The 21,770-nt window shown below is 66.9% G+C and carries 21 protein-coding genes; 7 read left to right on the forward strand and 14 right to left on the reverse strand.

Annotation, left to right across the window (positions count from 1 at the left end):
* Positions 1 to 208: 208 nt before the first annotated feature.
* From ABIB54_RS11095 to ABIB54_RS11120, 6 genes are all read right to left on the reverse strand, one after another.
* On the reverse strand, positions 209 to 655 hold the full coding sequence (locus tag ABIB54_RS11095) for a pyridoxamine 5'-phosphate oxidase family protein (RefSeq protein ID WP_354575566.1): 447 nt from the start codon (positions 653 to 655) through the stop codon (positions 209 to 211).
* A gap of 86 nt (positions 656 to 741) precedes the next feature.
* Positions 742 to 2,445 (reverse strand): thiol reductant ABC exporter subunit CydC, encoded by a 1,704-nt coding sequence (gene cydC / locus ABIB54_RS11100; protein WP_354575567.1) that lies wholly within the window; start codon positions 2,443 to 2,445, stop codon positions 742 to 744.
* Entirely contained in the window at positions 2,438 to 4,072 is a 1,635-nt protein-coding gene (gene cydD / locus ABIB54_RS11105; RefSeq protein WP_354575568.1) for a thiol reductant ABC exporter subunit CydD, read from the reverse strand. Before cydD ends, cydC begins: the two co-directional genes overlap by 8 nt.
* Before the next feature lie 4 nt (positions 4,073 to 4,076).
* The gene (gene cydB, locus ABIB54_RS11110) at positions 4,077 to 5,111 is read right to left on the reverse strand and encodes a cytochrome d ubiquinol oxidase subunit II (RefSeq protein ID WP_354575569.1); all 1,035 of its coding nucleotides are present in this window, start codon (positions 5,109 to 5,111) and stop codon (positions 4,077 to 4,079) included.
* 8 nt (positions 5,112 to 5,119) lie between these two features.
* Complete coding sequence (locus ABIB54_RS11115; protein WP_354575570.1) at positions 5,120 to 6,529, reverse strand: cytochrome ubiquinol oxidase subunit I; 1,410 nt, start codon at positions 6,527 to 6,529, stop codon at positions 5,120 to 5,122.
* Positions 6,526 to 7,422 carry a universal stress protein gene (locus ABIB54_RS11120; RefSeq protein WP_354575571.1) on the reverse strand — a complete coding sequence of 299 codons (897 nt, stop codon included), beginning with the start codon at positions 7,420 to 7,422 and terminating at the stop codon, positions 6,526 to 6,528. Before ABIB54_RS11120 ends, ABIB54_RS11115 begins: the two co-directional genes overlap by 4 nt.
* Before the next feature lie 182 nt (positions 7,423 to 7,604).
* Here ABIB54_RS11120 and ABIB54_RS11125 point away from each other — a divergent pair, with 182 nt between their 5' ends.
* From ABIB54_RS11125 to ABIB54_RS11145, 5 genes are all read left to right on the forward strand, one after another.
* Positions 7,605 to 9,323, forward strand: a complete 1,719-nt coding sequence (locus ABIB54_RS11125) for a sensor histidine kinase (protein WP_354575572.1) — start codon at positions 7,605 to 7,607, stop codon at positions 9,321 to 9,323.
* Complete coding sequence (locus tag ABIB54_RS11130) at positions 9,320 to 9,961, forward strand: response regulator (protein WP_354575573.1); 642 nt, start codon at positions 9,320 to 9,322, stop codon at positions 9,959 to 9,961. Before ABIB54_RS11125 ends, ABIB54_RS11130 begins: the two co-directional genes overlap by 4 nt.
* A gap of 201 nt (positions 9,962 to 10,162) precedes the next feature.
* The gene (locus ABIB54_RS11135; protein WP_502917119.1) at positions 10,163 to 10,525 is read left to right on the forward strand and encodes an aldo/keto reductase; all 363 of its coding nucleotides are present in this window, start codon (positions 10,163 to 10,165) and stop codon (positions 10,523 to 10,525) included.
* Between the two features lie 45 nt (positions 10,526 to 10,570).
* A complete protein-coding gene (locus ABIB54_RS11140) occupies positions 10,571 to 11,956 on the forward strand; it encodes a MoxR family ATPase (RefSeq protein ID WP_354575574.1) in 1,386 nt (461 codons plus the stop codon).
* Positions 11,957 to 11,961: 5 nt separating this feature from the next.
* Positions 11,962 to 14,028, forward strand: a complete 2,067-nt coding sequence (locus tag ABIB54_RS11145; RefSeq protein ID WP_354575575.1) for a vWA domain-containing protein — start codon at positions 11,962 to 11,964, stop codon at positions 14,026 to 14,028.
* A 13-nt stretch (positions 14,029 to 14,041) separates the two neighbouring features.
* Here the strand turns inward: ABIB54_RS11145 and ABIB54_RS11150 are convergent, their stop codons facing one another.
* From ABIB54_RS11150 to ABIB54_RS11185, 8 genes are all read right to left on the reverse strand, one after another.
* On the reverse strand, positions 14,042 to 14,809 hold the full coding sequence (locus ABIB54_RS11150; protein WP_354575576.1) for an SCO1664 family protein: 768 nt from the start codon (positions 14,807 to 14,809) through the stop codon (positions 14,042 to 14,044).
* 2 nt (positions 14,810 to 14,811) lie between these two features.
* Positions 14,812 to 15,375, reverse strand: coding sequence for a DUF3090 domain-containing protein (locus ABIB54_RS11155; RefSeq protein WP_354575577.1), 564 nt, complete (start codon positions 15,373 to 15,375; stop codon positions 14,812 to 14,814).
* Positions 15,376 to 15,384: 9 nt separating this feature from the next.
* Positions 15,385 to 16,095, reverse strand: a complete 711-nt coding sequence (locus ABIB54_RS11160; RefSeq protein WP_354575578.1) for a histidine phosphatase family protein — start codon at positions 16,093 to 16,095, stop codon at positions 15,385 to 15,387.
* 125 nt (positions 16,096 to 16,220) lie between these two features.
* Positions 16,221 to 16,667, reverse strand: a complete 447-nt coding sequence (locus ABIB54_RS11165; protein ID WP_354575579.1) for a pyridoxamine 5'-phosphate oxidase family protein — start codon at positions 16,665 to 16,667, stop codon at positions 16,221 to 16,223.
* Positions 16,657 to 17,730, reverse strand: a complete 1,074-nt coding sequence (locus ABIB54_RS11170) for a 2,3-butanediol dehydrogenase (RefSeq protein WP_354575580.1) — start codon at positions 17,728 to 17,730, stop codon at positions 16,657 to 16,659. The genes ABIB54_RS11165 and ABIB54_RS11170 overlap by 11 nt, the downstream gene beginning before the upstream one ends.
* A 48-nt stretch (positions 17,731 to 17,778) precedes the next feature.
* Entirely contained in the window at positions 17,779 to 19,200 is a 1,422-nt protein-coding gene (locus ABIB54_RS11175) for an NAD(P)(+) transhydrogenase (Re/Si-specific) subunit beta (protein ID WP_354575581.1), read from the reverse strand.
* Positions 19,197 to 19,535, reverse strand: coding sequence for an NAD(P) transhydrogenase subunit alpha part 2 (locus tag ABIB54_RS11180; RefSeq protein ID WP_354575582.1), 339 nt, complete (start codon positions 19,533 to 19,535; stop codon positions 19,197 to 19,199). Before ABIB54_RS11180 ends, ABIB54_RS11175 begins: the two co-directional genes overlap by 4 nt.
* Positions 19,532 to 20,809 (reverse strand): NAD(P) transhydrogenase subunit alpha, encoded by a 1,278-nt coding sequence (locus ABIB54_RS11185; RefSeq protein ID WP_354575583.1) that lies wholly within the window; start codon positions 20,807 to 20,809, stop codon positions 19,532 to 19,534. Before ABIB54_RS11185 ends, ABIB54_RS11180 begins: the two co-directional genes overlap by 4 nt.
* 350 nt (positions 20,810 to 21,159) lie before the next feature.
* On the opposite strand from ABIB54_RS11185, the gene ABIB54_RS11190 reads away from it, so the two are divergent.
* Both ABIB54_RS11190 and ABIB54_RS11195 read left to right on the forward strand, forming a co-directional pair.
* The gene (locus ABIB54_RS11190) at positions 21,160 to 21,288 is read left to right on the forward strand and encodes a hypothetical protein (protein WP_354575584.1); all 129 of its coding nucleotides are present in this window, start codon (positions 21,160 to 21,162) and stop codon (positions 21,286 to 21,288) included.
* Between the two features lie 120 nt (positions 21,289 to 21,408).
* Complete coding sequence (locus ABIB54_RS11195) at positions 21,409 to 21,621, forward strand: aldehyde dehydrogenase family protein (protein ID WP_354575585.1); 213 nt, start codon at positions 21,409 to 21,411, stop codon at positions 21,619 to 21,621.
* The last annotated feature ends 149 nt before the right edge of the window (positions 21,622 to 21,770 follow it).

Consider the following 21,770-nt stretch of genomic DNA (forward strand, 5'->3'; position numbering starts at 1 on the left):
GAGGGAGCACTATGTGACGGATGGGCTTCCCGCGACAGGAGCTCGCGGGTCACCTCGTCCGCCCAACCGTCACAAACCGCCGTCTCCGCCCCGCGAGGGAGCAGTTTGTGACGGCTGACGTTCGCGCCCGAAAAGCGCCCGACACCCGCCCGACACCCGCCCCGCCGCCCCACCAGCCCTGCCCACGACCGGCCCGCCACCGGAGGTGTCAGTAGCGCTCCGGCTCCGGACCGCGCGCGAACCGACGCCCGGTGACCTCGGTGGGTTCGATGCGCACATAGACGTATTTGAGCGTGGGGATCCACGGCGCCAGCGGCAGTTGATCGGCCGCGAAGACCTCCGACTGGCTCTCGATCGCGCGGGCGCGTCCCTTGATGACGACACTCCAGGCATCCGTATCGCTGTAGTGATCGCTCTCGAACGCGACGAGCGAATTGATCGTGAGTTCGAGGAGCTTCGTGCCCTCCGCAGTGCGGAACAGCACGGTATGGCCATCGGCCAGGAAGTTGAGGGGGAAGATCTCGGGCTGGTTGCCCACACTCACCGCGAGCCTGCCGAAGGATGCGCCTTCCAGCAGGTGCCAGCACTCGGCATCGGTCAGCAGTTGAATGGCGTCATCGCCAGACCGCCCTGTCGAGCCATCAGTATCCATCATGATTCCTCTTGCCTTTCGTCTTGTTTATCGCCGACTACGCACCCGTGAATGCCACCTGCGCCCGAAAGCGGGGGCGCGCGTGCCGCTCATGGCAGTGCCGGTGCGCCGAGCCGCACACGCTGGGTGACGAGTTCATCGGGCACCGGTGTGTGGGAGATCACGATGACCGTGCGTGAATCCTCCCCGTGCGGGTCCGAGGCTACGGAGAGGATGTCGCGCATCAACTCTGACGCGCGTACTGGATCCACGTTGGCTGTCGGCTCGTCGAACACGATCACCGGAAAGTCTGCGAGCAGCGCACGAGCGAGGGCGAGGCGCTGGGCCTGGCCTCCCGACACGAGCGCGCCGTCGTCGCCGACCCGGGCCGACAGGCCACCGCGCTCACGAGTCCACTCGGCAAGGCCCACCCGGGCGAGCACCGCGAGGAGTTCGTCGTCGGTCACCGTGTCATGAGCGAAGAGCAGGTTCTGACGGATGTCCTCATCGAAGAGATAGGGCGACTGTTCGCAGAGTCCCACGATGCCTCGCACGGCATCGGCGGAGAGCTCCCGTGCTTCGACCCCTCCGATGCGGTAGCTGCCGCTGTAGTCGAGGAATCGAACGAGCACATGCGCGAGCGTGGTCTTGCCGGAGCCCGATGCGCCCTCGATCACGATCCGGTCGCCGCGATTCACCCTGAGGTCGAGACCGTCGAACGCGGGCGCGGTCTCGCCCGGCCAGCGGGCGCCGAGCCCGAGCATCTCCACCATCGACGACGTCGGTCGCCGATCGACGCCGGAGCCCGGCTCGGGCAACTCCGCGGGCAACTCCGCGGGCGTCGCATCCGCCACTCTCGCGGCACTCGAGCGCACCTGCCGGAAGGCGCCGACAGCGAGCGGTGCGCTGGCGACGACCTCGAAGATGGCGAGCGGCACCAGGGCGATCACGGTGAGAGCGGGGCCCTGCAGTCCATGCCCCAGGGCCGGGATGCCCACGAGCAGCGCCGCGACCGAGGCCAGCGTCGCCAGCGCGGAGAGAATCGCGGATGTCGCACCCGCGCCCCCCGCCCGGGCGAGGGTCGCGACGCGCACTCCCGTGTCGGCGGCCTCGACCCGGGTCATCCGCTCCGGAACCGCGTCGTAGGCCACCAGAACGTCGAGGTTCGAGACGTAGTCGAGCAGCCGGTCGGAGAGCACGCCGCGCAGCGGCGCGATCGAGCGTTCCGCCCGGCCAGCGATCGCCGACTGGACGACTGCCGCGGCGACGAAGGCGAGCACGAGCGCGACCGCGAGGGTGACGCCGGCGGAAGGAAGCACGATGCTCACGCCGATCACGCTCAGCACCGCGGTGAGTACGGTCACCACCAGCGGTTGCACGACTCGCAGGGGAAGATTCTGCAACTCGTCGACATCGCTCACCAGGCGGGTGAGCAGATCACCACGACCGGGGCCTCCCGCATCCCCCCGAAGCCCATCCGGGGCGAGCGGGACCAGCCGCCGGTAGATGCCGATTCTCAGGGCGGAGAGTTGCCGGAAGGCCGCATCGTGGCTGCTGAGGCGCTCCACATAGCGGGAGGCGGCTCGCAACAGCGCGAAGGCCCGAACGCCGACGATCGCAGCGCCGAGGAAGAGGATGGGAGGCTGTTCGGCCGCCCTGGTGATCAGCCATGCCGAGGTCGCGAGCAGCCCGACAGAGCTGAGGGCCGAGACCAGGCCGAAGAAGACCCCGGGGGCGAACCGGCGGACCGGGGGCTGCGCGAGACGGAGAACGGCTGCCGTCGGAGAGTCGGCGCGCGTGCGGAGGTCAGACATGCACGACCCCCAGTTCGATCAGGTCATCCGCCGCGGCGATCACTGCGGGGCGGTGACTCACCACGAGAACGGTGTAGCCCGCGTCGGCGAGCTGCCGCAGGCCCCGAAGCAGCTCGGCCTCGGCCCGCCGATCGAGAGCCGCGCTGGGTTCGTCGAAGGCCACCACGGGGCAGTGACGGGCGAGTGCGCGATACATCGCCCGGGCGGCGACGACGCGTTCGCCCTGCCCGCCGGAGAGTCCGCTGCCGGTGACGGTCACCGCTATGCCGGGATCGACCTCGGCGAGCGCGGCGAGGTCCAGGGCGCGGCGCACGAGCGCCAGATCCGGCGCCGCATCACCGAGAGAGACGTTGCTGCTGATCGTCCCCTCGAGGAGAGGCGCGCCCTGGCCTGCCCAGGCTGTGAGCGACCGGCGGTCGGCAACGAGAACCGCATCACCGATCTCTATCGTGCCGTCGGACGGCACGAAGCCGAGGAGCGCCGCAAGCAGTGAGGACTTGCCAGAGCCGCTCGGCCCGGCAAGCACGGTCAGCCGTCCGGGGCGGATCACCGCGGAGAACCGATCGACGGCAGCCCGGCCCTCGTAGCGCACGCTCACTTCCGAGAAACGCAGCTCGCGCTCCACCAGCGAACCGGTCCCGCCGCGGGTGGCGGGGGCTTCGGCGGTCACCGCCATTGCGGCATCGAGGATGTCGAAGACGTCCTCTGCGGCCGCCACCCCGTCCGCTGCCGCGTGATAGTTGGCACCCACCTGGCGCAGGGGGAGAAAGGCCTCCGGCGCGAGCAACAGCACGAAGAGACCGACCGACAGGGCCAGGCTGCCGTCGACGAGCCGCAGCCCCACGGACACCGCCACCAGCGCGACGGAGAGGCTGCCGATCAGCTCGAGTGCGAAGCCGCTGAGGAACGACAGCCGAAGCACCTTCATCGTCTCAACGCGATAGTCCTCGGTCAGGGTGGCGATCCGCGCGGTCTGGCGGTGTTGGCGTCCGAAGATCTTGAGAGTGGCGAGCCCGCCGACCACATCGAGGAACCTGCTCGACAGCTGAGCGAGCACCGACCACTGTCGGCGCTGCACCGCCTGGGTGGCCAGTCCGATCAGGATCATGAAGACGGGAATGAGCGGGAGGGCGACGACCACGAGGATGCCGCTCAGCACGTCCTGCAGGAAGATCGTGACGATCACGAGCGGGGTCGCAATCGCGGTGAGCACGATCTGGGGCAGGAATAGCGAAAAATAGCCGTCGAGTGCGTCGAGGGCCGGTCCGGCGGTGGTCACGACATCCACCCGGTTGCGCGTGCCGAGCCAGCCTGGTCCGAGCCTGGTGATCCCCGCCACGAGGCGACGACGCAACTGGCTCTTCACCGTTGCGGCGCCGCGGGCCGATGCGACATCCATCGCCCAGATCGCCCCGGCCCGCACGATTCCCACCCCGGCGAGCGCGAGGATGCCCGGCGCGAGCTCCCCGAGCGATCGTCCCCCGATGGCGCCCACGATGGCCTGCGAGAGCAGCACGCAGAACGCGAGAGTGCTCGCCGTTCGCACGATCCCCAGCACGACGCCCATTCCGATGAAGGTGCGGGCGGCGGCCGCGTAGCGCAGCAGCCGGGGATCGAGGGGACGCATCGGTTCAGCCGCCGACGACTGTCGCGTCCGCGAGCGGCTGCGTGTCTTCCGGGATCGAATGACGCGTGATGCGCTTGCGGAAGACCCAATACGTGTAGGCCTGATAGGCCAGCACGAAGGGCAGCACCGCGACGGCGACCCAGCTCATCACCGAGAGCGTGTACGGCGTGCTCGAGGCATTCGCGATGGTGAGGCTGTTGGCCACATCGTTGCTCGCCGGCATCACATTCGGGAAGAGGGCGGCGAAGAGACTCGCGACCGCGATGGCGATCGTGCCCGCCATGAGTCCGAAGGCATAGCGTTCGCGGCCACGCAGGTTGGCGAAGAACGAGCCGATCAGCAGCACAGCGGCAAGCAACGCAAGCAGCCAGGAGGCGACCTGCCCGTGGGCGAGGTTGGTCCAGAGCAGGAACACCGCCGCGACGACGACCGTGATCGCCCCTGACCGCACCGCGAGTCTCTGGGCACGCAGCCGCAGGTCGCCATCGGTCTTCAGTGACACGAACACCACGCCGTGGGTGAAGAACAGCATGAGCGTGGTGAGACCGCCGAGCAGCGCGTAGGGGTTCAGAAGGTCGAACAGGGTGCCCGTGTAGTTGTGCCCGGAGTCGAGCGCGACGCCCTGCACGATGTTCGCGAATGCGACACCCCAGAGCAGCGCAGGCACGGCCGAGCCGACCACGATCATTCCGTCGAACCACTTCTTCCAGCGCGACTCCGGCCGGTGGTGGCGGTATTCGAAGGACACACCTCGTGCGATCAGGGCGAGCAGGATGAGCAGAAGCGCGAGATAGAACCCGCTGAACAGGGTGGCATACCACTCCGGGAACGCCGCGAAGAGGGACGCGCCGGCCACGATCAGCCAGGTCTCGTTCATGTCCCAGACGGGACCGATCGTGTTGATCATCACCCGGCGATCGATGTCGTCTCGGCCGAGGAACGGCAGCGCCATCCCCACCCCGAAATCGAAGCCCTCGAGCACGAAATAGCCGATGAAGAAAAATCCGACGATCCAGAACCACAGAATATTGAGATCCATCATTGCTCCTAGTAGACAGTCACGGTTGCGGTCGGGGCATCGGAGGCATCGGTGACCGGCACACTCTCTGGTCCCTTTTGGGCTGCACGCTTGAGCAGTCGGAATTCCACGACCGCGAGGATGCCGTAGATCAGGGTGAACGCGACGATCGAGATCAGCACGTCGAGACCGGTGAGGTTGGGGGAGACGGCATCCTTGGTCTTCAGCAGGCTGAAGACGATCCACGGCTGGCGACCCATCTCGGTGAAGATCCAGCCGACGATCATGGCGGCGAGAGGCAACGGGAACGCCCAGACGGCGATGCGCCAGACCCACTTGTTCTGCGGCAGGCGTCCCTTACGCATGAGCCAGAGGCCGACAGCGGAGAACAGAACCGAGAGCATGCCGAGTCCGATCATCCACCGGAAGGCCCAGTAGGTCACCCAGACGACCGGAGCGTAGTCACCGGGACCGTAGAGCGTACGGTACTGCGCCTGCAGGTCGTTGATGCCCTCGACCGTGCCCGTCAGGGTGTGCGTGGACAGGAACGACAACAGGTAGGGGATGCGGATCGAGAACAGTTCGCTCACCCCGTCCGGTGTGCCGAGGGTGAAGATGGAGAACGAGGCATCCGCCCCGCTCGCCGTGTTGTAGGCCGCTTCGGCCGCAGCCATCTTCATCGGCTGCGTCTGCACCATCACGAGCCCGAGCTGGTCGCCGGTGAGCACGGTGAGGATTCCGGCACCGATCATCGTCCAGAGCGCGAAGACCATCGCCGGCCGCATCGTGTCGAGATTCTGCTTACGGGCGAGATGCCAGGCGGCGATGCAGATCACGAGCGCGGAGGAGACCATGAACGAGGCGGCGATCGTGTGGGGGAACGAGGCGAGCGACACCTTATTGGTGAGCACCGCCCAGATATCCGTCAGTTCCGCCCGCCCGCGGGCCTCGTTGATGCGGAAGCCCACCGGATGCTGCATGAAGGCGTTCGCCGCGAGGATGAAGTAGGCCGAGAGGATCGTGCCCGCCGCGGTGAGCCAGATCGTGGCGAGGTGGATGCCCTTCGGCAGCTTGTCCCAGCCGAAGATCCACAGGCCGATGAAAGTGGCCTCGAGGAAGAAGGCGAGCAGCCCCTCCATCGCGAGCGGAGCGCCGAAGACGTCCCCGACGAATCGCGAATACGTCGACCAGTTCATTCCGAACTGGAACTCCTGCACGATGCCGGTCACCACGCCCATGGCGAAGTTGATGAGGAAGATCTTGCCGAAGAACTGGGTGAGGTGCAGGTACTTCACCTTCGCGGTTCGGTACCACGCCGTCTGGAAGACCGCCGTGGTGGTGGCCATGCCGATCGTGATGGGGATGAATAGGAAGTGGTAGATCGTCGTGAGCCCGAACTGCCACTGTGACAGTACGAGGGGGCTGAGGATGTCGTTCACTGATGTCTCCGGATCGGTTGGTCGAGGGCTGTGGGGTCGGTGGCGGCGACGGTGTCTCCGTGCACGACGAGAGTGGGGCCGGCGATGTTGAGCAACACGTCGTGGCTCACCGGTCCGAGGGCGGACATCTGGGATCCGTGCCGCCGGGAACTGCCGATGACGAGGAGTTCGGCCGACATCCCCGCATCGACGAGGGCCTCCGCCGGGGGGCGTCGCAGTGTGCGGGTGCGCACGAGCAGATCGTCTCCGGCGCTGCGGGCGAGCGCGACGGACTCGGCGCAGAGTGTCTCGGCGGCCTGTCTGGCGCGGGTGTCGGCTTGTTCGGCATCCGTGCTGGATGCGCCGCTGCCGACGTTCCAGGCGCGCAGAAGGATGAGCTCCTCGTGCGCCCGGTGGGCCTCGATCGCCGCAAAGCGCACGGCGGCCCGACCGGCATCCGAATCGTCGATTCCCGCGACGACGCCGTGTCGTTCGATCATCGACCCCTCCGGAATCACCGCGACCGGGCACCAGGCCGTCGCCGCGAGTTGGAGACTGCGCGACCCAAACGCCCGACCGTGCAGAAAACCTGTCTTGTGGGTGCCGATCACCACGAGATCGACCTCCCGCGAGGCGACTCCGAGTTCGACCATCGGGTCACCGAGCATCACCCGAGTGGTGACGGTGACGCTGGAATCGATCGAGCGGGCGAAGACCGCGTCCTTCTCCACGAGTTCGAAGGCCGAGGGATGGAGTTCGGAGATCGACTGCTCGCCGATCATGCCCCATTCGTCATCGACGATGTGGACGAGCATCACCCGCGATCCGACGGAGGCCGCACGGCGCACCGCCCAGCTGATCGCCGCACGACCAGCCGAGGTCCCGTCCGCGCCGACAAGGATCATTCCGTTCATCAGACCGCCCCGCTTCTTCTGTTGCTCACAGCCTGTAGGGATGCTCAGGCTTCGACCGGGCCTAAAGTCCCGTCGCCCTCGGATCGGCTCGGCCCCCGACGGACTACGCTCGAGGTGTCGGCACGCAAGGCACCTCGGCTTCCCCCTCGGGCAGCCCGGATCACCGCCGGCAGAGGAGTCACGTGGCATCGCAAGACGAGCGGCTCACCTTTCCCGACGAACCACGGGCCGATCTCGATCGAGCCCTCAGCGAGCTGGTGGATCGCGCCCAGGACGTGCTCGCGACCCAGGGGCGACTCCGTGCGCTGCTCCGGGCGAACCTCGCCGTCGTGGAACACCTCGAACTGCCCGTGGTACTCGAGCGGATCATCCAGGCCGCGGTCGAACTTGTCGGCTCAGAGTACGGCGCCCTCGGGGTGATCGCTCCCGGCGGCGGCCTCGAGCAGTTCATCCACGTGGGCATCCCTCCCGAGCAGGCTCGCATCATCGGGCACCTGCCCGAAGGGCACGGATTGCTCGGTGCCCTCATCGATGACCCGCGCCCCATCCGGCTCGAGCATCTGCACGAAGACTCCCGGTCGAGCGGATTTCCGGCCGGTCACCCGGCGATGGAGAGTTTTCTCGGGGTGCCGATCCGGGTGCGCGACGAGGTCTACGGCAACCTCTATCTCAGCAACCAGTCCTCCGGTGCTTTCAGTCGCGAAGACGAGCAGCTCGTGGAGTCCCTCGCCGCGTCCGCCGGCTTCGCCATCGACAACGCTCGGCTCTTCGCGGAGACCCGTCGCCGGCAGGCGTGGTCGGCGGCATCCGCAGAGATCACCGCAGCAATGCTCTCCTTCAACCAGTCCGATTCGCTGTCGACCATTGTGAACCGGGTGCTCGTGCTTGCCGAGAGTGATCTCGTCTGCATGATCCTGCCCGGCCCCACCGAGGGAACCCTCGTCGTCGAGGTCGCCCGCGGGCAGGGGGAGAACGAACTCACCGGGCGCATCTTCCCCGCGGCAGGGTCCCTCGCGGCGAGCGTGTTCGAGGGCAAGCAGCCTCGACTGGTGGGGGACGGCGGTGCGGATGCGCAGGTCTTCGCCATCGAGAATCCCCTCGGCCCGATGATGGCGGTTCCGTTGATCTCTGCCGGCCGCGCCGAGGGTGTGTTGCTCGTCGCCCGTGTGGCCGGGGGACTGCGATTCACCCCCGCCGACCTCGAGATGACGGCGGACTTCGCCGGTCAGGCCAGCCTCGCGGTGCAATTGGCGCGCGCCCGGGCATCCGAACAGCGGATGCTGCTTCTCGAGGATCGCGGACGCATCGCCCGCGACCTTCACGACCATGTGATCCAGCAGCTGTTCGGTACCGGGCTCGAATTGCAGAGCGTCGCGGGATCGATCGAATCGCCCATGGAGCGGGAGCGGATCCTGCAGGCGGTCACCAACCTCGACGCTGCCGTCACCCAGATCCGTACGGTGATCTTCGCGCTCTCCCCGCGCCAGGACACCCGCGACTCGGTGCGCCACCGCATCCTCGATCTCGCCAACGACCTCACCCCCGGCCTGCAGAAGAGCCCGACAGTCTCCTTCACCGGCCCGGTGGATCTCGTGGTGACGGGCACGCTCGCGGACGATGTGGTCGCGGTGGTCCGCGAGGCCCTCGCCAACGCGGCCAAGCATGCCAACGCCGACCAGACCGGGGTTACCCTCGACATCGTGGACGGAACCATCCGGCTCGTGATCTCCGACAATGGCGGAGGCATCAGCGACAGCTCGCGACGGAGTGGTCTGGCCAACCTCGAGGAGCGGGCGACGGCGCGCGGCGGATCCTTCACGGTGAACACCGGGCCAGCGGGCACCTCGGTCGACTGGAGAGTGCCCATCGATGGCTCGGACGATGGAACGGATGCTGCATGATCAGGGTGTTCCTGGTGGATGACCACGAGATCGTGCGGCGCGGGATCGCCGAACTGCTCGGGGCCGAGCACGACATCGAGGTGGTCGGTGAAGCCGGCACGGCAGCGCAAGCTCGATCCCGCATCGCCGCGACCCTGCCCGACGTGGCGCTTCTCGACGTTCGACTTCCCGACGGGAGCGGCATCGATGTATGCCGGGATGTGCGCTCACAGAATCCGCAGGTCAAGTGCCTCATTCTCACCGCGTATGACGACGACGAGGCGCTTTCCGCGGCCGTCATCGCCGGGGCATCCGGCTACGTGCTCAAGGATGTCCGCGGCAGCGGCCTCGTCGACTCGTTGCGTAAGGTCGCGGCCGGGCGGTCCCTGATCGACCCGATGCTCTCTCGCAAAGTGATCGAGCGCATCCACACCCGCACCGACACCGACCCGCGCCTCGGGTCGCTCACCGCCCGGGAGACGCAGATCCTGTCCCTGATCGCCGGGGGACTCACCAATCGTCAGATCGGCCTCGAACTCTCCCTCGCGGAGAAGACTGTCAAGAATTATGTGTCCGGCCTCTTGGCAAAGCTCGGTCTGCAGCGGCGCACGCAGGCGGCGATCCTGCACCTCGGGTCGCATCCGGCGCCCGAGGAGTAAGCGGGAGGGCTGCTGGGGGCACCTAAGGGCACCGAGCCCTACCGGGCTCCCGACGGCGTCCCGACTCCCGGCGGCTTCCCGACTCCCGACGGCGTCCCGAAATCCCGGCGGCCTCTTGGTCGAGTCGGGAGTAATGGCGACTTTTCCTGCCGCCTAGTCGCATCTACTCCCGAGTGGATCCACACGGCCGCCCGCCACAGCCTGCGGAGAGCCGCGGAGAGCCGCGGAGAGCCGCCACGCATCCTCGACCATTGCCGCCTCACAGGGATCACCCTCCAGGCCCGGTCGCCGTTCCAGAAGGGATTCTTCGACGGGGTATTCCTGGACGACCGGGAGAACTATCCCGAGCCGAATGACGCGATCGATGATCTCGCGATCACCTACGAGGTGCCGGCTGCCGCCATCGCGCAGGCCTGGATCACGCGTCATCCGGCCCACAGGCAGGTAGTGCTGGGAACGACGAACATCGAGCGGATGCGCGACTCGGCCCTCGGATCCGGCCTGCCTCTTACGCGGCCGGAGTGGTACCGGCTATTCACGGCTGCCGGTCACGCGCTTCCCTAGAAGGGCCCAGCAAGTGCGGTCGGGGGCGGGCGTAAAATTCAGAGGGTGATACGTCCAACCCAGACCACTGTCGGCGAGCTCCGGTCCTCCGGACACGTGCAGAAGACGCTTCGCGTCGAGATTCGCGAGAACCTCCTCGCGGCGCTTCGCGACGGACGTGACCCCTGGCCCGGGTTGCACGGCTTCGAGTCCACGGTGATCCCGCAGCTGGAGCGGGCCCTCATCGCCGGGCATGACATCGTGCTTCTGGGTGAACGCGGACAGGGCAAAACCCGGCTGCTCCGCACGATGGTCGGACTCCTGGATGAGTGGACCCCGGTGATCGAGGGCTCCGAGCTCGGCGAGCATCCCTTCGAGCCGATCACGACGGAGAGTCGACGGCGTGCCTCCGAGCTCGGCGACGAGCTGCCGGTGATCTGGCGGGCGCGGGACGAGCGATACGCCGAGAAGCTCGCCACCCCAGACACCTCCGTCGCCGACCTCATCGGAGACGTCGATCCCATGAAGGTGGCCGAGGGACGGAGCCTCGGAGACCCGGAGACCATCCACTTCGGCCTCATCCCGCGCAGCCACCGCGGCATCGTAGCCATCAACGAACTGCCCGACCTCGCCGAGCGCATCCAGGTCGCGATGCTCAATGTGATGGAGGAGCGGGATATCCAGATCCGCGGCTATGTGCTGAGGCTCCCGCTCGATGTGCTGGTGGTGGCGAGCGCAAACCCCGAGGACTACACCAACCGTGGTCGCATCATCACCCCGCTGAAGGACCGCTTCGGCGCAGAGATCCGCACGCACTACCCGACGGAGATGGCCGACGAGATCGCGATCATCCGTCAGGAGTCCGACCTCGTCGCCGACGTGCCCGACTACCTTGTCGAGATCCTCGCCCGCTTCACCCGCGCGCTGCGCGAGTCGAGCGCGGTCGACCAGCGCAGCGGCGTGAGCGCCCGCTTCGCCATCGCGGGCGCCGAGACCATCGCCGCGGCGGCGATTCATCGCGCCACGCGCCAGGGCGAGGCGGATGCGGTGGCCCGCCCGGTGGACCTGGAGACGGCCGTCGACGTGCTCGGCGGCAAGATCGAGTTCGAATCGGGCGAGGAGGGGCGCGAGGACGAGGTGCTCGACCACCTGCTCCGCACCGCGACCGCGGAGACGGTGCGCACGCATTTCCGGGGTCTCGACTTCGCCGTGCTGGTCGAGGCCATCGAAAGTGGCGCCATGGTCACCACGGGGGAGCAGGTCACGGCCCGCGACTTCCTCGCCGGGCTCCCGGCCCTGGGCGAATCGGAACTCTACGACGAGATCTGTGATCGCCTCGGTGGTACCAACGACGGCCAGCGCGCCGGCGCGATCGAGCTTGCCCTCGAGGGCCTCTACCTGATGCGGCGCATCAGCAAGGAGAGCGGTGGCGGCGAGGTCATCTATGGTTAGCCCGATTGTCGTCAGCGACCACCGTGGTTAGGGCCAATCGTCGACTCCTCCGTGCCCGCTACGGCCGGTACGACGGCGGGCCGGATCCGCTCGCCGCGCCGGTCGACCTGACCGAGGCTCTCGATGCCATCGGTGAGGAGGTGATGGCCGGCTCATCGCCCGAGCGGGCGATGCGGGAGTTTCTGCGCCGGGGCGGAGCCGACCGGGCCGGTCTGGACGACCTCGCCCGCCGGGTCGCCGAGCGCCGACGAGACCTCACCCGCAAGCACAACCTCGACGGCACGCTGCAGCAGGTGAAGGAACTCCTCGAGAAGGCGGTCCTGGCTGAACGCAAACAGCTCGCCAGGGACACCGAGATGGACGACGGCGATCGGATGCTGGCCGAGATGCAGCTCGACGCATTGCCCGCCTCCCCGGCCGCAGCGGTGAGCGAGCTTGGCGCCTACGACTGGAAGAGCAGCGAGGCCCGCGCCGATTTCGAGAAGATCAAAGACCTGCTGGGTCGCGAGATGCTCGACCAGCGTTTCGCCGGCATGAAGGATGCTCTCGAGAACGCCACCGACGAGGACCGCGCCGCCATCACCGACATGATGACCGACCTCAATGCCCTGCTCGACGCCCACGCTCGAGGCGAAGACACGCCGGAGCAGTTCGACGAGTTCATGCGGAAGCACGGCGACTACTTTCCCGACAACCCCACCACCATCGACGAACTGCTCGACTCGCTCGCCCAGCGCGCCGCCGCCGCTCAGCGTATGCGCAATTCGATGAGCCAGGAGCAGCGGGATGAACTCGACGCCCTCGCTCAGCAGGCCTTCGGGTCGCCGCAACTGATGCAGTCCCTCTCGCAGCTCGACGGCACGCTGCGGGCGTTGCGTCCCGGTGAGAACTGGGGCGGATCGGAACAGCTGGACGGGCAACAGGGACTCGGCCTCGGTGACGGCACGGGCGTATTCCAGGACATCGCCGAGCTCGATGCCCTGTCCGACCAGCTGTCCCAGTCCTACGACGGTTCGCGAATGGACGACCTCGACCTGGATGCCCTGTCGCGCCAGCTCGGGGACGAGGCCGCCGTCGATGCGCGCACCCTCCAGCAGCTCGAGAAGGCACTCCGCGACTCCGGAACACTCAAACGGGGCTCCGACGGCCAACTCAAGCTCACCCCCAAGGCGATGCGTCAGCTCGGAAAGGCGTTGCTGCGGGATGTCGCCGGACGCCTGTCCGGGCGTCAGGGCAACCGCGACCTCCGCCAGGCCGGCGCCGCGGGGGAGCGCTCCGGCGCCACCAGGGAGTGGGCCTTCGGCGATACCGAGGCCTGGGATGTCACCCGCACGATCACCAACGCACTGACCCGCACCGCGGGCGAGGGCGGCGACACCACGGCCGGCATCCGCATCGAGATCGGAGACGTCGAAGTTCAGGAGACCGAGGCTCGCACCCAGGCCTGCGTCGCCCTGCTTGTCGACACGTCATTCTCGATGGCCATGGATGGGCGATGGGTGCCGATGAAGCGCACGGCCCTCGCGCTCCATTCGCTCATCACCAGCCGATTCCGCGGCGACGACCTGCAACTCATCGCCTTCGGTCGCCATGCCGAGGTGATGGATATCGAGCAGCTCACCGGCCTCGACGCCCAGTATGACAAGGGCACCAACCTCCATCACGCCCTCCTCCTCGCGAACCGGCACTTCCGTAAGCATCCGAACGCGCAACCGGTGTTGCTCATCGTGACCGACGGAGAACCGACCTCGCACCTCGAGGCGAGCGGCGACGTGTTCTTCAGTTACCCGCCGCATCCGGTGACGGTCGCTGTGGCGGTGCGGGAGCTCGACAATTCGATGCGACTCGGGGCCCAGACGACGTTCTTCCGCCTCGGCGAAGACCCCGGTCTCGCCCGGTTCATCGATTCGATGGCCAAGCGGGTCGGCGGCAGGGTGGTTGCTCCCGAGCTCGACGATCTCGGTGCCGCGGTCGTGAGCTCCTACCTCGGCTCACGAGGATCCGGCGGATCGGCCGGCGCCGGCGAGGACTTCGACGGGATGTTCGGTCGCGGATGGGGGCGTTGGGGCTGACCCAACGCTCCGGCTAGAAGAGCGGCCAGGGCATGGCGGGCATCTCGCCGCGCGGCGCCGGAAATCGCCCCTTGGCGAGAAGCCGGGTGCATCGGCCGGCGAGGGCCGCCAGTTCCTCGGCGGTGATCAGTGGGGCCAAGGCCGCTCCGAGGTCCCCGGCGAGAGCCGATCGAACGCGATCGATGCCCGCGAGCTCCTCGGGATCGAGCTCTTCGCCAAGCCATCCCCACAGCACCGTCCGCAGCTTGTGCTGCTGATGGAAGGTGAGCCCGTGGTCAACCCCGTGGCGATGTCCGTCCGCCATCGCGAGCACGTGAGCGCCCTTGCGATCGGCGTTGTTCACGACGATGTCGAAGACGGCCATCCGTCGCAGGGCCGGGGAGTCCTCGTGCACGAGCGTCACCGGCCGGTCCGCGTGATCCGTGCCGTCGAAGACTCGACGCCAGCCCTGGTCGGGCACGGCTTCAGTCGCCATCAGGTCCACGGCATCCTGCCCGGGATCGACGTCCTGCCAGAGCTGCACCATCCCGGTGCCGAGCGGACCGTCGCGGAGCCAGGTGCGCGGCACGACACTCCAACCGAAGGCCTCGGACACCAGATAGGCCGCCACCTCCCGGCTCGCGAGATCCCCGTCGGGGAAGTCCCACAGCGGGCGTTCACCGCCGATGGGCTTGTAGACCACGGGGATACCGTCCAGCTGCGCGAGGAAGGTCGCGTTCGACGCGGTCCTGATGCGCCCCGTGAGTTCGAGCTCACCATGCTGGAGGTCGGCAGCGGCCATTGTCAGAGATCGCCGGGAAGCGTGTGGACGTGCCCGTCCGGGTCGATCGGCGACCCGCACACCGAGCAGATAGGGCGACCGGCACCCACAACCTCGAGGGTTCGCTTCGCAAACGCCCGGGCCGTGCCGACCGGGATCCGCACCATCAGCATCTCCGCCGGTTCTACCTCAGCGGGCTCCGGGTCGAAGGGGCTCGAATCGTCGTCCTCGGTCACCACGAGGGGGTACGCCTCGATCACGATCTGGGCGGTCGAAGGGTCCCAACCCAGGCTCATCACCCCGGTGCGGAACTCCGCATCCACGGGCTGCTCGAGCGGATCGTTGTCGACGAGCTCGATGGGAGTCTCCGCCGGCACGCTCACCGGGTTGCCCTCCGCGTTCATCAGCTCGTCGAGGATCTCCTCGATCTTCTCGGCGAGGAGTGCGGACTGCTCCTTCTCGATCCCGACGCTGACCACTCGTCTCCCGGCCCGGGCCTGAAGGTAGAAGGTGCGTGCACCGGGTTCACCGACGGTGCCGACGACAACCCGATCGGGCCAGTCGAAACCGTGAACGATGGTTGGCATACCCACATCCTACGAGGGGGATGTGGGTGCTTCCTCAGCGTTGCCTGCGCCGCCGCCCACCGGTGCGTCCCCGACCGGGGCGACGGCACGAAGCCAGGAGAGGTCGCCTGAATCGGTATTGGTGCCGATGACCTCGGGTCGACGCATCCCGTACCGCACGATCGAAACGGATGCCGGGCCCACGCTGATCCGCTGGAACAGGTCGAGGTGCATACCGAGGGCGTCCGCCAGGATCGACTTGATGATGTCGCCATGACTCACCGCCACCCACACGGCGCCGGGACCATGCTGCGATTCGAACGCCGCGTCGTGATGCCGAATCGCGGCCACGGACCGTGCCTGCATCGTCGCCATCGATTCGCCACCCGGAAATATTGCCGCCGAGGGGTGGGACTGCACCACGGACCAGAGCGGCTCGGAGGCGAGGTCCTTGAGGGCCTTCCCCTGCCATTCGCCGTAGTCGCACTCGGTGATCCCTTTGTCCAGCACGATCCCAGCGAGGTCGGTCTGGTGGGCGAGGATCGCCTGCGCCGTCTGCCGGCAGCGCTCGAGGGGACTCGAGACGACCCCGACGAGGGGAACCGCAGCAAGGCGCGTCCCGACCCGTGCCGCCTGTTCACGCCCGAGGTCGTCGAGTCGCACCCCGGCGGCGCGGCCCGCGAGCACGCCGGCGACATTCGCGGTGGTGCGACCGTGTCGCACGAGGATCACTGTGGCCATGCCCTCAAGCCTAGACATCGTCCCCGGGCGGGCTGACCCGTCGACGCCCGATGCCGCCTCGAGTCGGGAGTTGTTGCGGGTTGCGCCGAAGCGAAGTCGCATCTTCTCCCGAGTCGATCGAACTGCTAGAACCGTCCGATCGGCAGGCGATGCTCGAACAGTCGCCCACGCAGTGAATCAGGGGTGATTCGAACGTAGACAAAGGTCTGAATCGGCACCCACGGCGGCAGCGCATCGAGCTCCTGGTCGGTCAGGGTGGGATCGATATCCAGGTGGACTGCGTGGCCCTTCAGCACGACACTCCAGACACCGCCGTCTGTCTCGGCATCCACCTCGAAGACAACGTGCCGATTGTGGGTGAGCTCGCGAAGTTTCGACCCCTCGGCGGTGCGGAAGAGGATCGTCTCGCCGTCGCAGAGATAGTTGACCGGATAGATGTCCGGACGGTCCCCCTCGCTCAGCCCCAGGTGCCCGAAGTTCCGGCCCCGCAGCAGATCCCAGCTCGCGGCGTCGGACAGCTCCTCGACAGTTCCCTGAGGCGACCAGCCGTCTTCCGTTGTGTCATGGGACATCGGATACCTCGGGGCTGACGATGATCTTGACCGCGGTCTCCTTGTGATTGATGAGGGTGTCGAATCCTTCGTCGATGAGCCGGTCGAGGGTGATGCGGCCGGTGATGAACGGTGCGAGATCCACCTTGCCGGCCTGCACCAGGGCGATCGTCGCGGGGTGGTCGTCGACATAGGCGATGGTGCCTCGCAAGTCGATCTCCTTGAGCACGAGCTTCTGCATGTCGATGGTGGCCGGTTTGCTCCAGATGGACACGTTGACGATCACGCCGGCGGGCTTCACCAGGTCGAAGAGCTGGTCGAGCACCGCGTTGACACTGGTGCACTCGAACGCGACATCCGCTCCGACGCCGTCGGTCAGCGCCATCACCCGAGCGACCACATCGTCCGTCGTCGGGTCGATCACGTGATGCGCGACCCCGGTCGAAATGGCCTTCGCCTTACGCGCGGCACTCGGCTCGGACATGATCACCGTGATCCCCTCGGCCTTGAGCACGGCGGCGAGGAGGAGCCCGATCGGTCCGGCACCCCCGACGAAGGCGACGTCGCCGGCTTTCGCGCCGCTGCGCACGAAGGCATGGTGCCCTACCGACAGTGGCTCGATAAGGGCGGCCTGGTCAAGGGGGATGTCGCCGATCGGATGCACCCACCGTCGATCCACGACGATCTTCTCGCTCAGTCCGCCGCCGCCTCCGGCGAGACCGATGAAGCCCATCTTCGTGCAGAGGTTGTAGTTGCCCGCTCTGCACGGTGCGCACTCACCGCAGACGAAATACGGTTCGACGACGACGTTCTCTCCCACGCTGAGGTCGGTGACCCCGTCTCCGAGGGCGGAGATCGTTCCGGAGAACTCATGGCCCATCGTCACGGGCTCCTGCTCGTGTGTCAGAGGATGGGGGTGACCAGCGGGTGGAATGAAGAGGGGTCCCTCGAGGTACTCGTGCAGGTCGGTGCCGCAGATGCCGCACCACGCGACGTCGATGGCGACCGCTCCCGCTCTCAGCTCCGGTTCTGGGATGTCGTCGATGCGAATGTCTTTGCGTCCGTGGAAACGTGCGGCTTTCATGAAAATCTGCTTTCTCTTGCGATGATGTCGTCGTGAACGTGAGGTGGATCAGGCGGTGACGTACTCCTTCACCGCCGTCGTGATATCGGCCAGGCCTTTCTTCGCGTCGGCGAAGAACATGCCGGTCTTCGGGTCGGTGAACAGCGGATTGGTGATGCCCGCATAGCCCGGACGCATCGACCGCTTGAGCACCACTACCGACTTGGCGTGGTCGACATCGAGGATCGGCATCCCGGAGACTGCATTGCCAGGCTTCCTCGCGTCGGGGTTGCAGACGTCGTTAGCGCCGACGATGAGCGCGACATCGCAGTTGCCGAAGGCCGCGTTGGCCTCGTCGAGCTGCAGCATCTGCTCGTACGGCACATTCGCTTCCGCGAGCAGCACGTTCATGTGGCCCGGCATGCGCCCGGCAACGGGGTGGATCGCGTACTTTACGTCGATCCCGTGATCGGTGAGCAACTTGGCGAGCTCCGCGACCTCGTGCTGGGCCTGCGCGGCAGCGAGCCCATAACCGGGCGCGATGATCACGTGCTGGGCGTAGGCGAGCTGGATGGCGACATCATCGGCGGTGAGTTCACGCACGTTCGTGAGATCGGCCGCGGCGGCTCCGCCCGCGGTCGCTGTGTCACCGGTGCCGAATCCCCCCAGGATGATCGCCCCGACCGAACGGTTCATCGCCTTGGCCATCTGCAGGGTGAGGATGGTGCCGGCTGCGCCGACGAGGGCACCGGCGATGATGAGCGCCTGGTTGTCGATCGCGAAGCCGGCCATGGCGACGGCCAGCCCGGTGAATGCGTTGAGAAGAGAGACGATGACCGGGGCATCCGCCCCGCCGATCGGGAGCACCATGAGCACGCCGAACACGAGGGAGGCGACCATGATGACCAGCAGGATCAGCAGGTTCGGCGGCATGATGAGCAGCAGCACACCCGCGCCGACCGCGATGAGGGCGACGATCACATTCAGCACTCGCGCACCCGGGAACGTGAGCGGCTTGCCGGAGATGATGCCCTGGAGCTTGCCCGCCGCGATGAGCGAACCGGAGAAGGTGATCGAGCCGATGAGCACATCGAGCACGATCGGAATCGAAACCGTGAGGTCGAGGGATGCCCGACTCAGGTTGGCGACGAAGTCCGCGAAAGCCACGGCCGCTGCGGCCCCACCTCCGACGGCGTTGAAGACGCTGACCAGTTGCGGGATGGCGGTCATCTTCACCGTGCGCGCCCGGATGACCCCGTAGCTCGCGCCGACTGCTGCCCCGAACACGAGGGCACCCCAACCGATCACGTTGCCGCCGAAGTCGACGAGGGCGAACACGATGGTCGTCAGTACGGCGATGGCCATACCTCCGGCGGAGATCAGGTTGCCCTGCCGGGCCGTGGAGGGAGCGCGCATCTTGTGCAGCCCGACGACGAAGAGTGTCGCCGCGCCCAGATAGAAGGTTCCGACGAGGAATTCGAACATGCTCATGATGCGACCTCTTCGCCCGTGGCGGGTGGGGCAGGTGCGGCGGTGGGGGCGGGATGCGGCCGGGTGAACATCTGCAGCATCCGATCGGTGACGACGTAACCGCCGAACACATTCGCCGCCGCGAGCACCGCGGCGATGAACGTCAGCACGTAGGCGGCCGGGCTGCTCGCCACGGACGCGATCACGATCGCGCCCGCGATGACCACGCCGTGGATGGCATTTGCGGCCGACATCATCGGGGTGTGCAGGGTGGACGGGATCTTGCTGATCACCTCGACCCCCACCAGGAGGCTCAGGATGAAGATGGCCAGATTGCCGAACAGGGTGTCGATCATGATGCCTTCACTTTCGATGCTTCAGGCTCTGCCGGGAGAGCGTCGAGCTGCAAAGCCGTGCGGACCGCCGCGTTGGTGATGGTGCCGTCGTAACTCACGACGATGTTCTTGTGCACCTCGTCCGTAGTGTCGATCACGACAAGGTTCGCCGGTGCGAGGGAGGCGATGACGGCGATGACGTTTCGCCCGTACATCTGGGAGGCGGAGGCCGGCAGGTCGGAGGCGAGTTCGCCCGCTCCGATGATCGTGACCCCTCCGGCCGTGACCGTGGTCTTGCCGTCGATGGAACCGGCGACGTTCCCGCCCTTATCGCTCGATCCGAGGTCGACGCACACCGTTCCGGAGCGCAGGCTCTTCTGGGTGGCTTCTGAGACCAGCTCAGGGGGAGTACGACCGGGGACCTTCGCCGTCGTGATGATGATGTCGAAGTCGAGAAGGGCCTTGGCGAGTTCGGCCCGCTGGGTGGTTTGCTCCGCATCGGTCATCGCACGGGCATAACCCCCCTTTCCGGCACCCTGGGCGACGGACGAGGTGAGGAACTTGGCTCCGAGCGATTCGACCTCACCGCGCGATGCCGCCCGGACGTCGTACCCGGTGACCACCGCGCCCAGGCGCTTCAACGTCGCGATGGCCTGCAGCCCGGCCACCCCGGTACCGATCACCATGGCCTTTGCCGGGGTCGCGGTACCGGATGCCGTGATCATCATCGGCAGGTAGCGACCGTAGGCCGCCGCCGCAACGATTCCGGCGCGATACCCGGCCGCACTCGACTGCGAACTGAGCGCATCCATCGACTGGGCACGGCTGAGAGTGCGGGGAAGCAGCTCGAGGGCGATGGCAGTGACGCCCCGGTCCGCGAGATCCGTGATGCCGGGGAGGTGATTGAGCGGATCGATGAGCCCCACCAGCATCTGCCCGGATCGCAATGCCCCCGCGAGTGTGTCGTCAGGAAACCGAAGGACGGGGATGACCGTGCACGTCGCAATGATCTGTTTTCGCGGAACCACTGTCGCACCGGCCTCGGTATACGCCGCATCCTCGAAGCTCGCGCTCGCCCCGGCCCCCGACTCCACGGAGACGACTCGACCGTCGGCGGTGAGTCGTTTCACGGCTGCGGGGTCGAGGGCGACCCGGCGTTCACCCGCCGCGGATTCCTTCAGCAGCCCGATGGTCAATGCGGGGGTCTCGCTGCCCGATGGCGCTGTGGTGTCTGAAGTGGGCTCCGTTGTTCCACCGGGAGCGCTGGAAGGAGTGGCGGTGATCGACGTTTCCATGGGATCCCTTGCTGGGTGGCGATGCGTTTCACCGACGACCCGGGCGATGGACAGCCCGTTGCCTCAGCGGTGAACGGCTTACAGTCCAACAGCCGGTCACCATCCAAGTCGAGGGACCTAGGTCCCGAGCATCGATCGCGAGCTCACCCTGCACTGGGTTTAAAAGCAGAGTCCATGCCCGTCGGGGAGATCGTTCCCCGGGCCCTCGCGGCCACCGAGCGGGGCTGGACCGTCGTCATCGCCGGCATCCACCGGGCTGACATCCCCGCCATGAACAACGAACGTGACCTGTTCTACGAGCGCGATCTGCGAACGGTAACGGCGAAAACCAGGACGGAGGGGATGCCTTTTTGCGGACCGCCCCCCACCTCGCGCTTGCGCCAGAGGTCACCGTCTACGCCTTCACTACAGTCGATGTCGCCGTGGATGACCTCCGCGCCGGCCGGGCGTCGGGCTCGCTCTCGATCGCGTTGAGCTGACAACTCGCCTGTGAACCGAGCTCGAACGGAGTGCTGAAGGCCCAAAGTCCCTAGTAGCGTCCGGCAGCGATGTGAGGCTCGAAAACGACGCAGCGCCGCTGCAGAAAATGGTCCTTCGACATGACGTATCAGACGATCAATCCCTACACCAATGAAACTGTCGCGACCTTCGCCGATGCGACGCTTGAAGAGGTCGACGCTGCCATTGCTGCCGCACACGGTGCGTTCCTCGCCTGGAGGGAGACCCCTTTTTCGACCAGGACCGCTGTTCTCGCCAAGGCAGCCGAGCTGTTGCGCGCCGACAAACGGGTCAAGTCCCAGGTAGTGGTGTAGCCGGTTTTCCTTCGAGCTAAGGATTATGCGCTGAGGGCCAGTTCTGGTTCGGTCACCTCGCTTCCGGTGTCGGGGACGAGGGTGAGGCGGGATTTGGCGAGGATGTCGAGGCCGAGGTAGCGGCGGCCTTCGGCCCATTCATCGGTCTG

The organism is Frigoribacterium sp. UYMn621 (assembly GCF_040549525.1).
Lineage (GTDB): Bacteria > Actinomycetota > Actinomycetes > Actinomycetales > Microbacteriaceae > Lacisediminihabitans.

Coding starts and splice junctions, on each gene's coding strand:
- ABIB54_RS11095 (WP_354575566.1), bottom strand. CDS start 655: ATGATGGATACTGATGGCTCGACAGGGCGGTCTGGCGATGACGCCATT.
- cydC (WP_354575567.1), bottom strand. CDS start 2,445: ATGTCTGACCTCCGCACGCGCGCCGACTCTCCGACGGCAGCCGTTCTC.
- cydD (WP_354575568.1), bottom strand. CDS start 4,072: ATGCGTCCCCTCGATCCCCGGCTGCTGCGCTACGCGGCCGCCGCCCGC.
- cydB (WP_354575569.1), bottom strand. CDS start 5,111: ATGGATCTCAATATTCTGTGGTTCTGGATCGTCGGATTTTTCTTCATC.
- ABIB54_RS11120 (WP_354575571.1), bottom strand. CDS start 7,422: ATGAACGGAATGATCCTTGTCGGCGCGGACGGGACCTCGGCTGGTCGT.
- ABIB54_RS11130 (WP_354575573.1), top strand. CDS start 9,320: ATGATCAGGGTGTTCCTGGTGGATGACCACGAGATCGTGCGGCGCGGG.
- ABIB54_RS11150 (WP_354575576.1), bottom strand. CDS start 14,809: ATGGCCGCTGCCGACCTCCAGCATGGTGAGCTCGAACTCACGGGGCGC.
- ABIB54_RS11155 (WP_354575577.1), bottom strand. CDS start 15,375: ATGCCAACCATCGTTCACGGTTTCGACTGGCCCGATCGGGTTGTCGTC.
- ABIB54_RS11160 (WP_354575578.1), bottom strand. CDS start 16,095: ATGGCCACAGTGATCCTCGTGCGACACGGTCGCACCACCGCGAATGTC.
- ABIB54_RS11165 (WP_354575579.1), bottom strand. CDS start 16,667: ATGTCCCATGACACAACGGAAGACGGCTGGTCGCCTCAGGGAACTGTC.
- ABIB54_RS11170 (WP_354575580.1), bottom strand. CDS start 17,730: ATGAAAGCCGCACGTTTCCACGGACGCAAAGACATTCGCATCGACGAC.
- ABIB54_RS11175 (WP_354575581.1), bottom strand. CDS start 19,200: ATGAGCATGTTCGAATTCCTCGTCGGAACCTTCTATCTGGGCGCGGCG.
- ABIB54_RS11180 (WP_354575582.1), bottom strand. CDS start 19,535: ATGATCGACACCCTGTTCGGCAATCTGGCCATCTTCATCCTGAGCCTC.
- ABIB54_RS11185 (WP_354575583.1), bottom strand. CDS start 20,809: ATGGAAACGTCGATCACCGCCACTCCTTCCAGCGCTCCCGGTGGAACA.
- ABIB54_RS11195 (WP_354575585.1), top strand. CDS start 21,409: ATGACGTATCAGACGATCAATCCCTACACCAATGAAACTGTCGCGACC.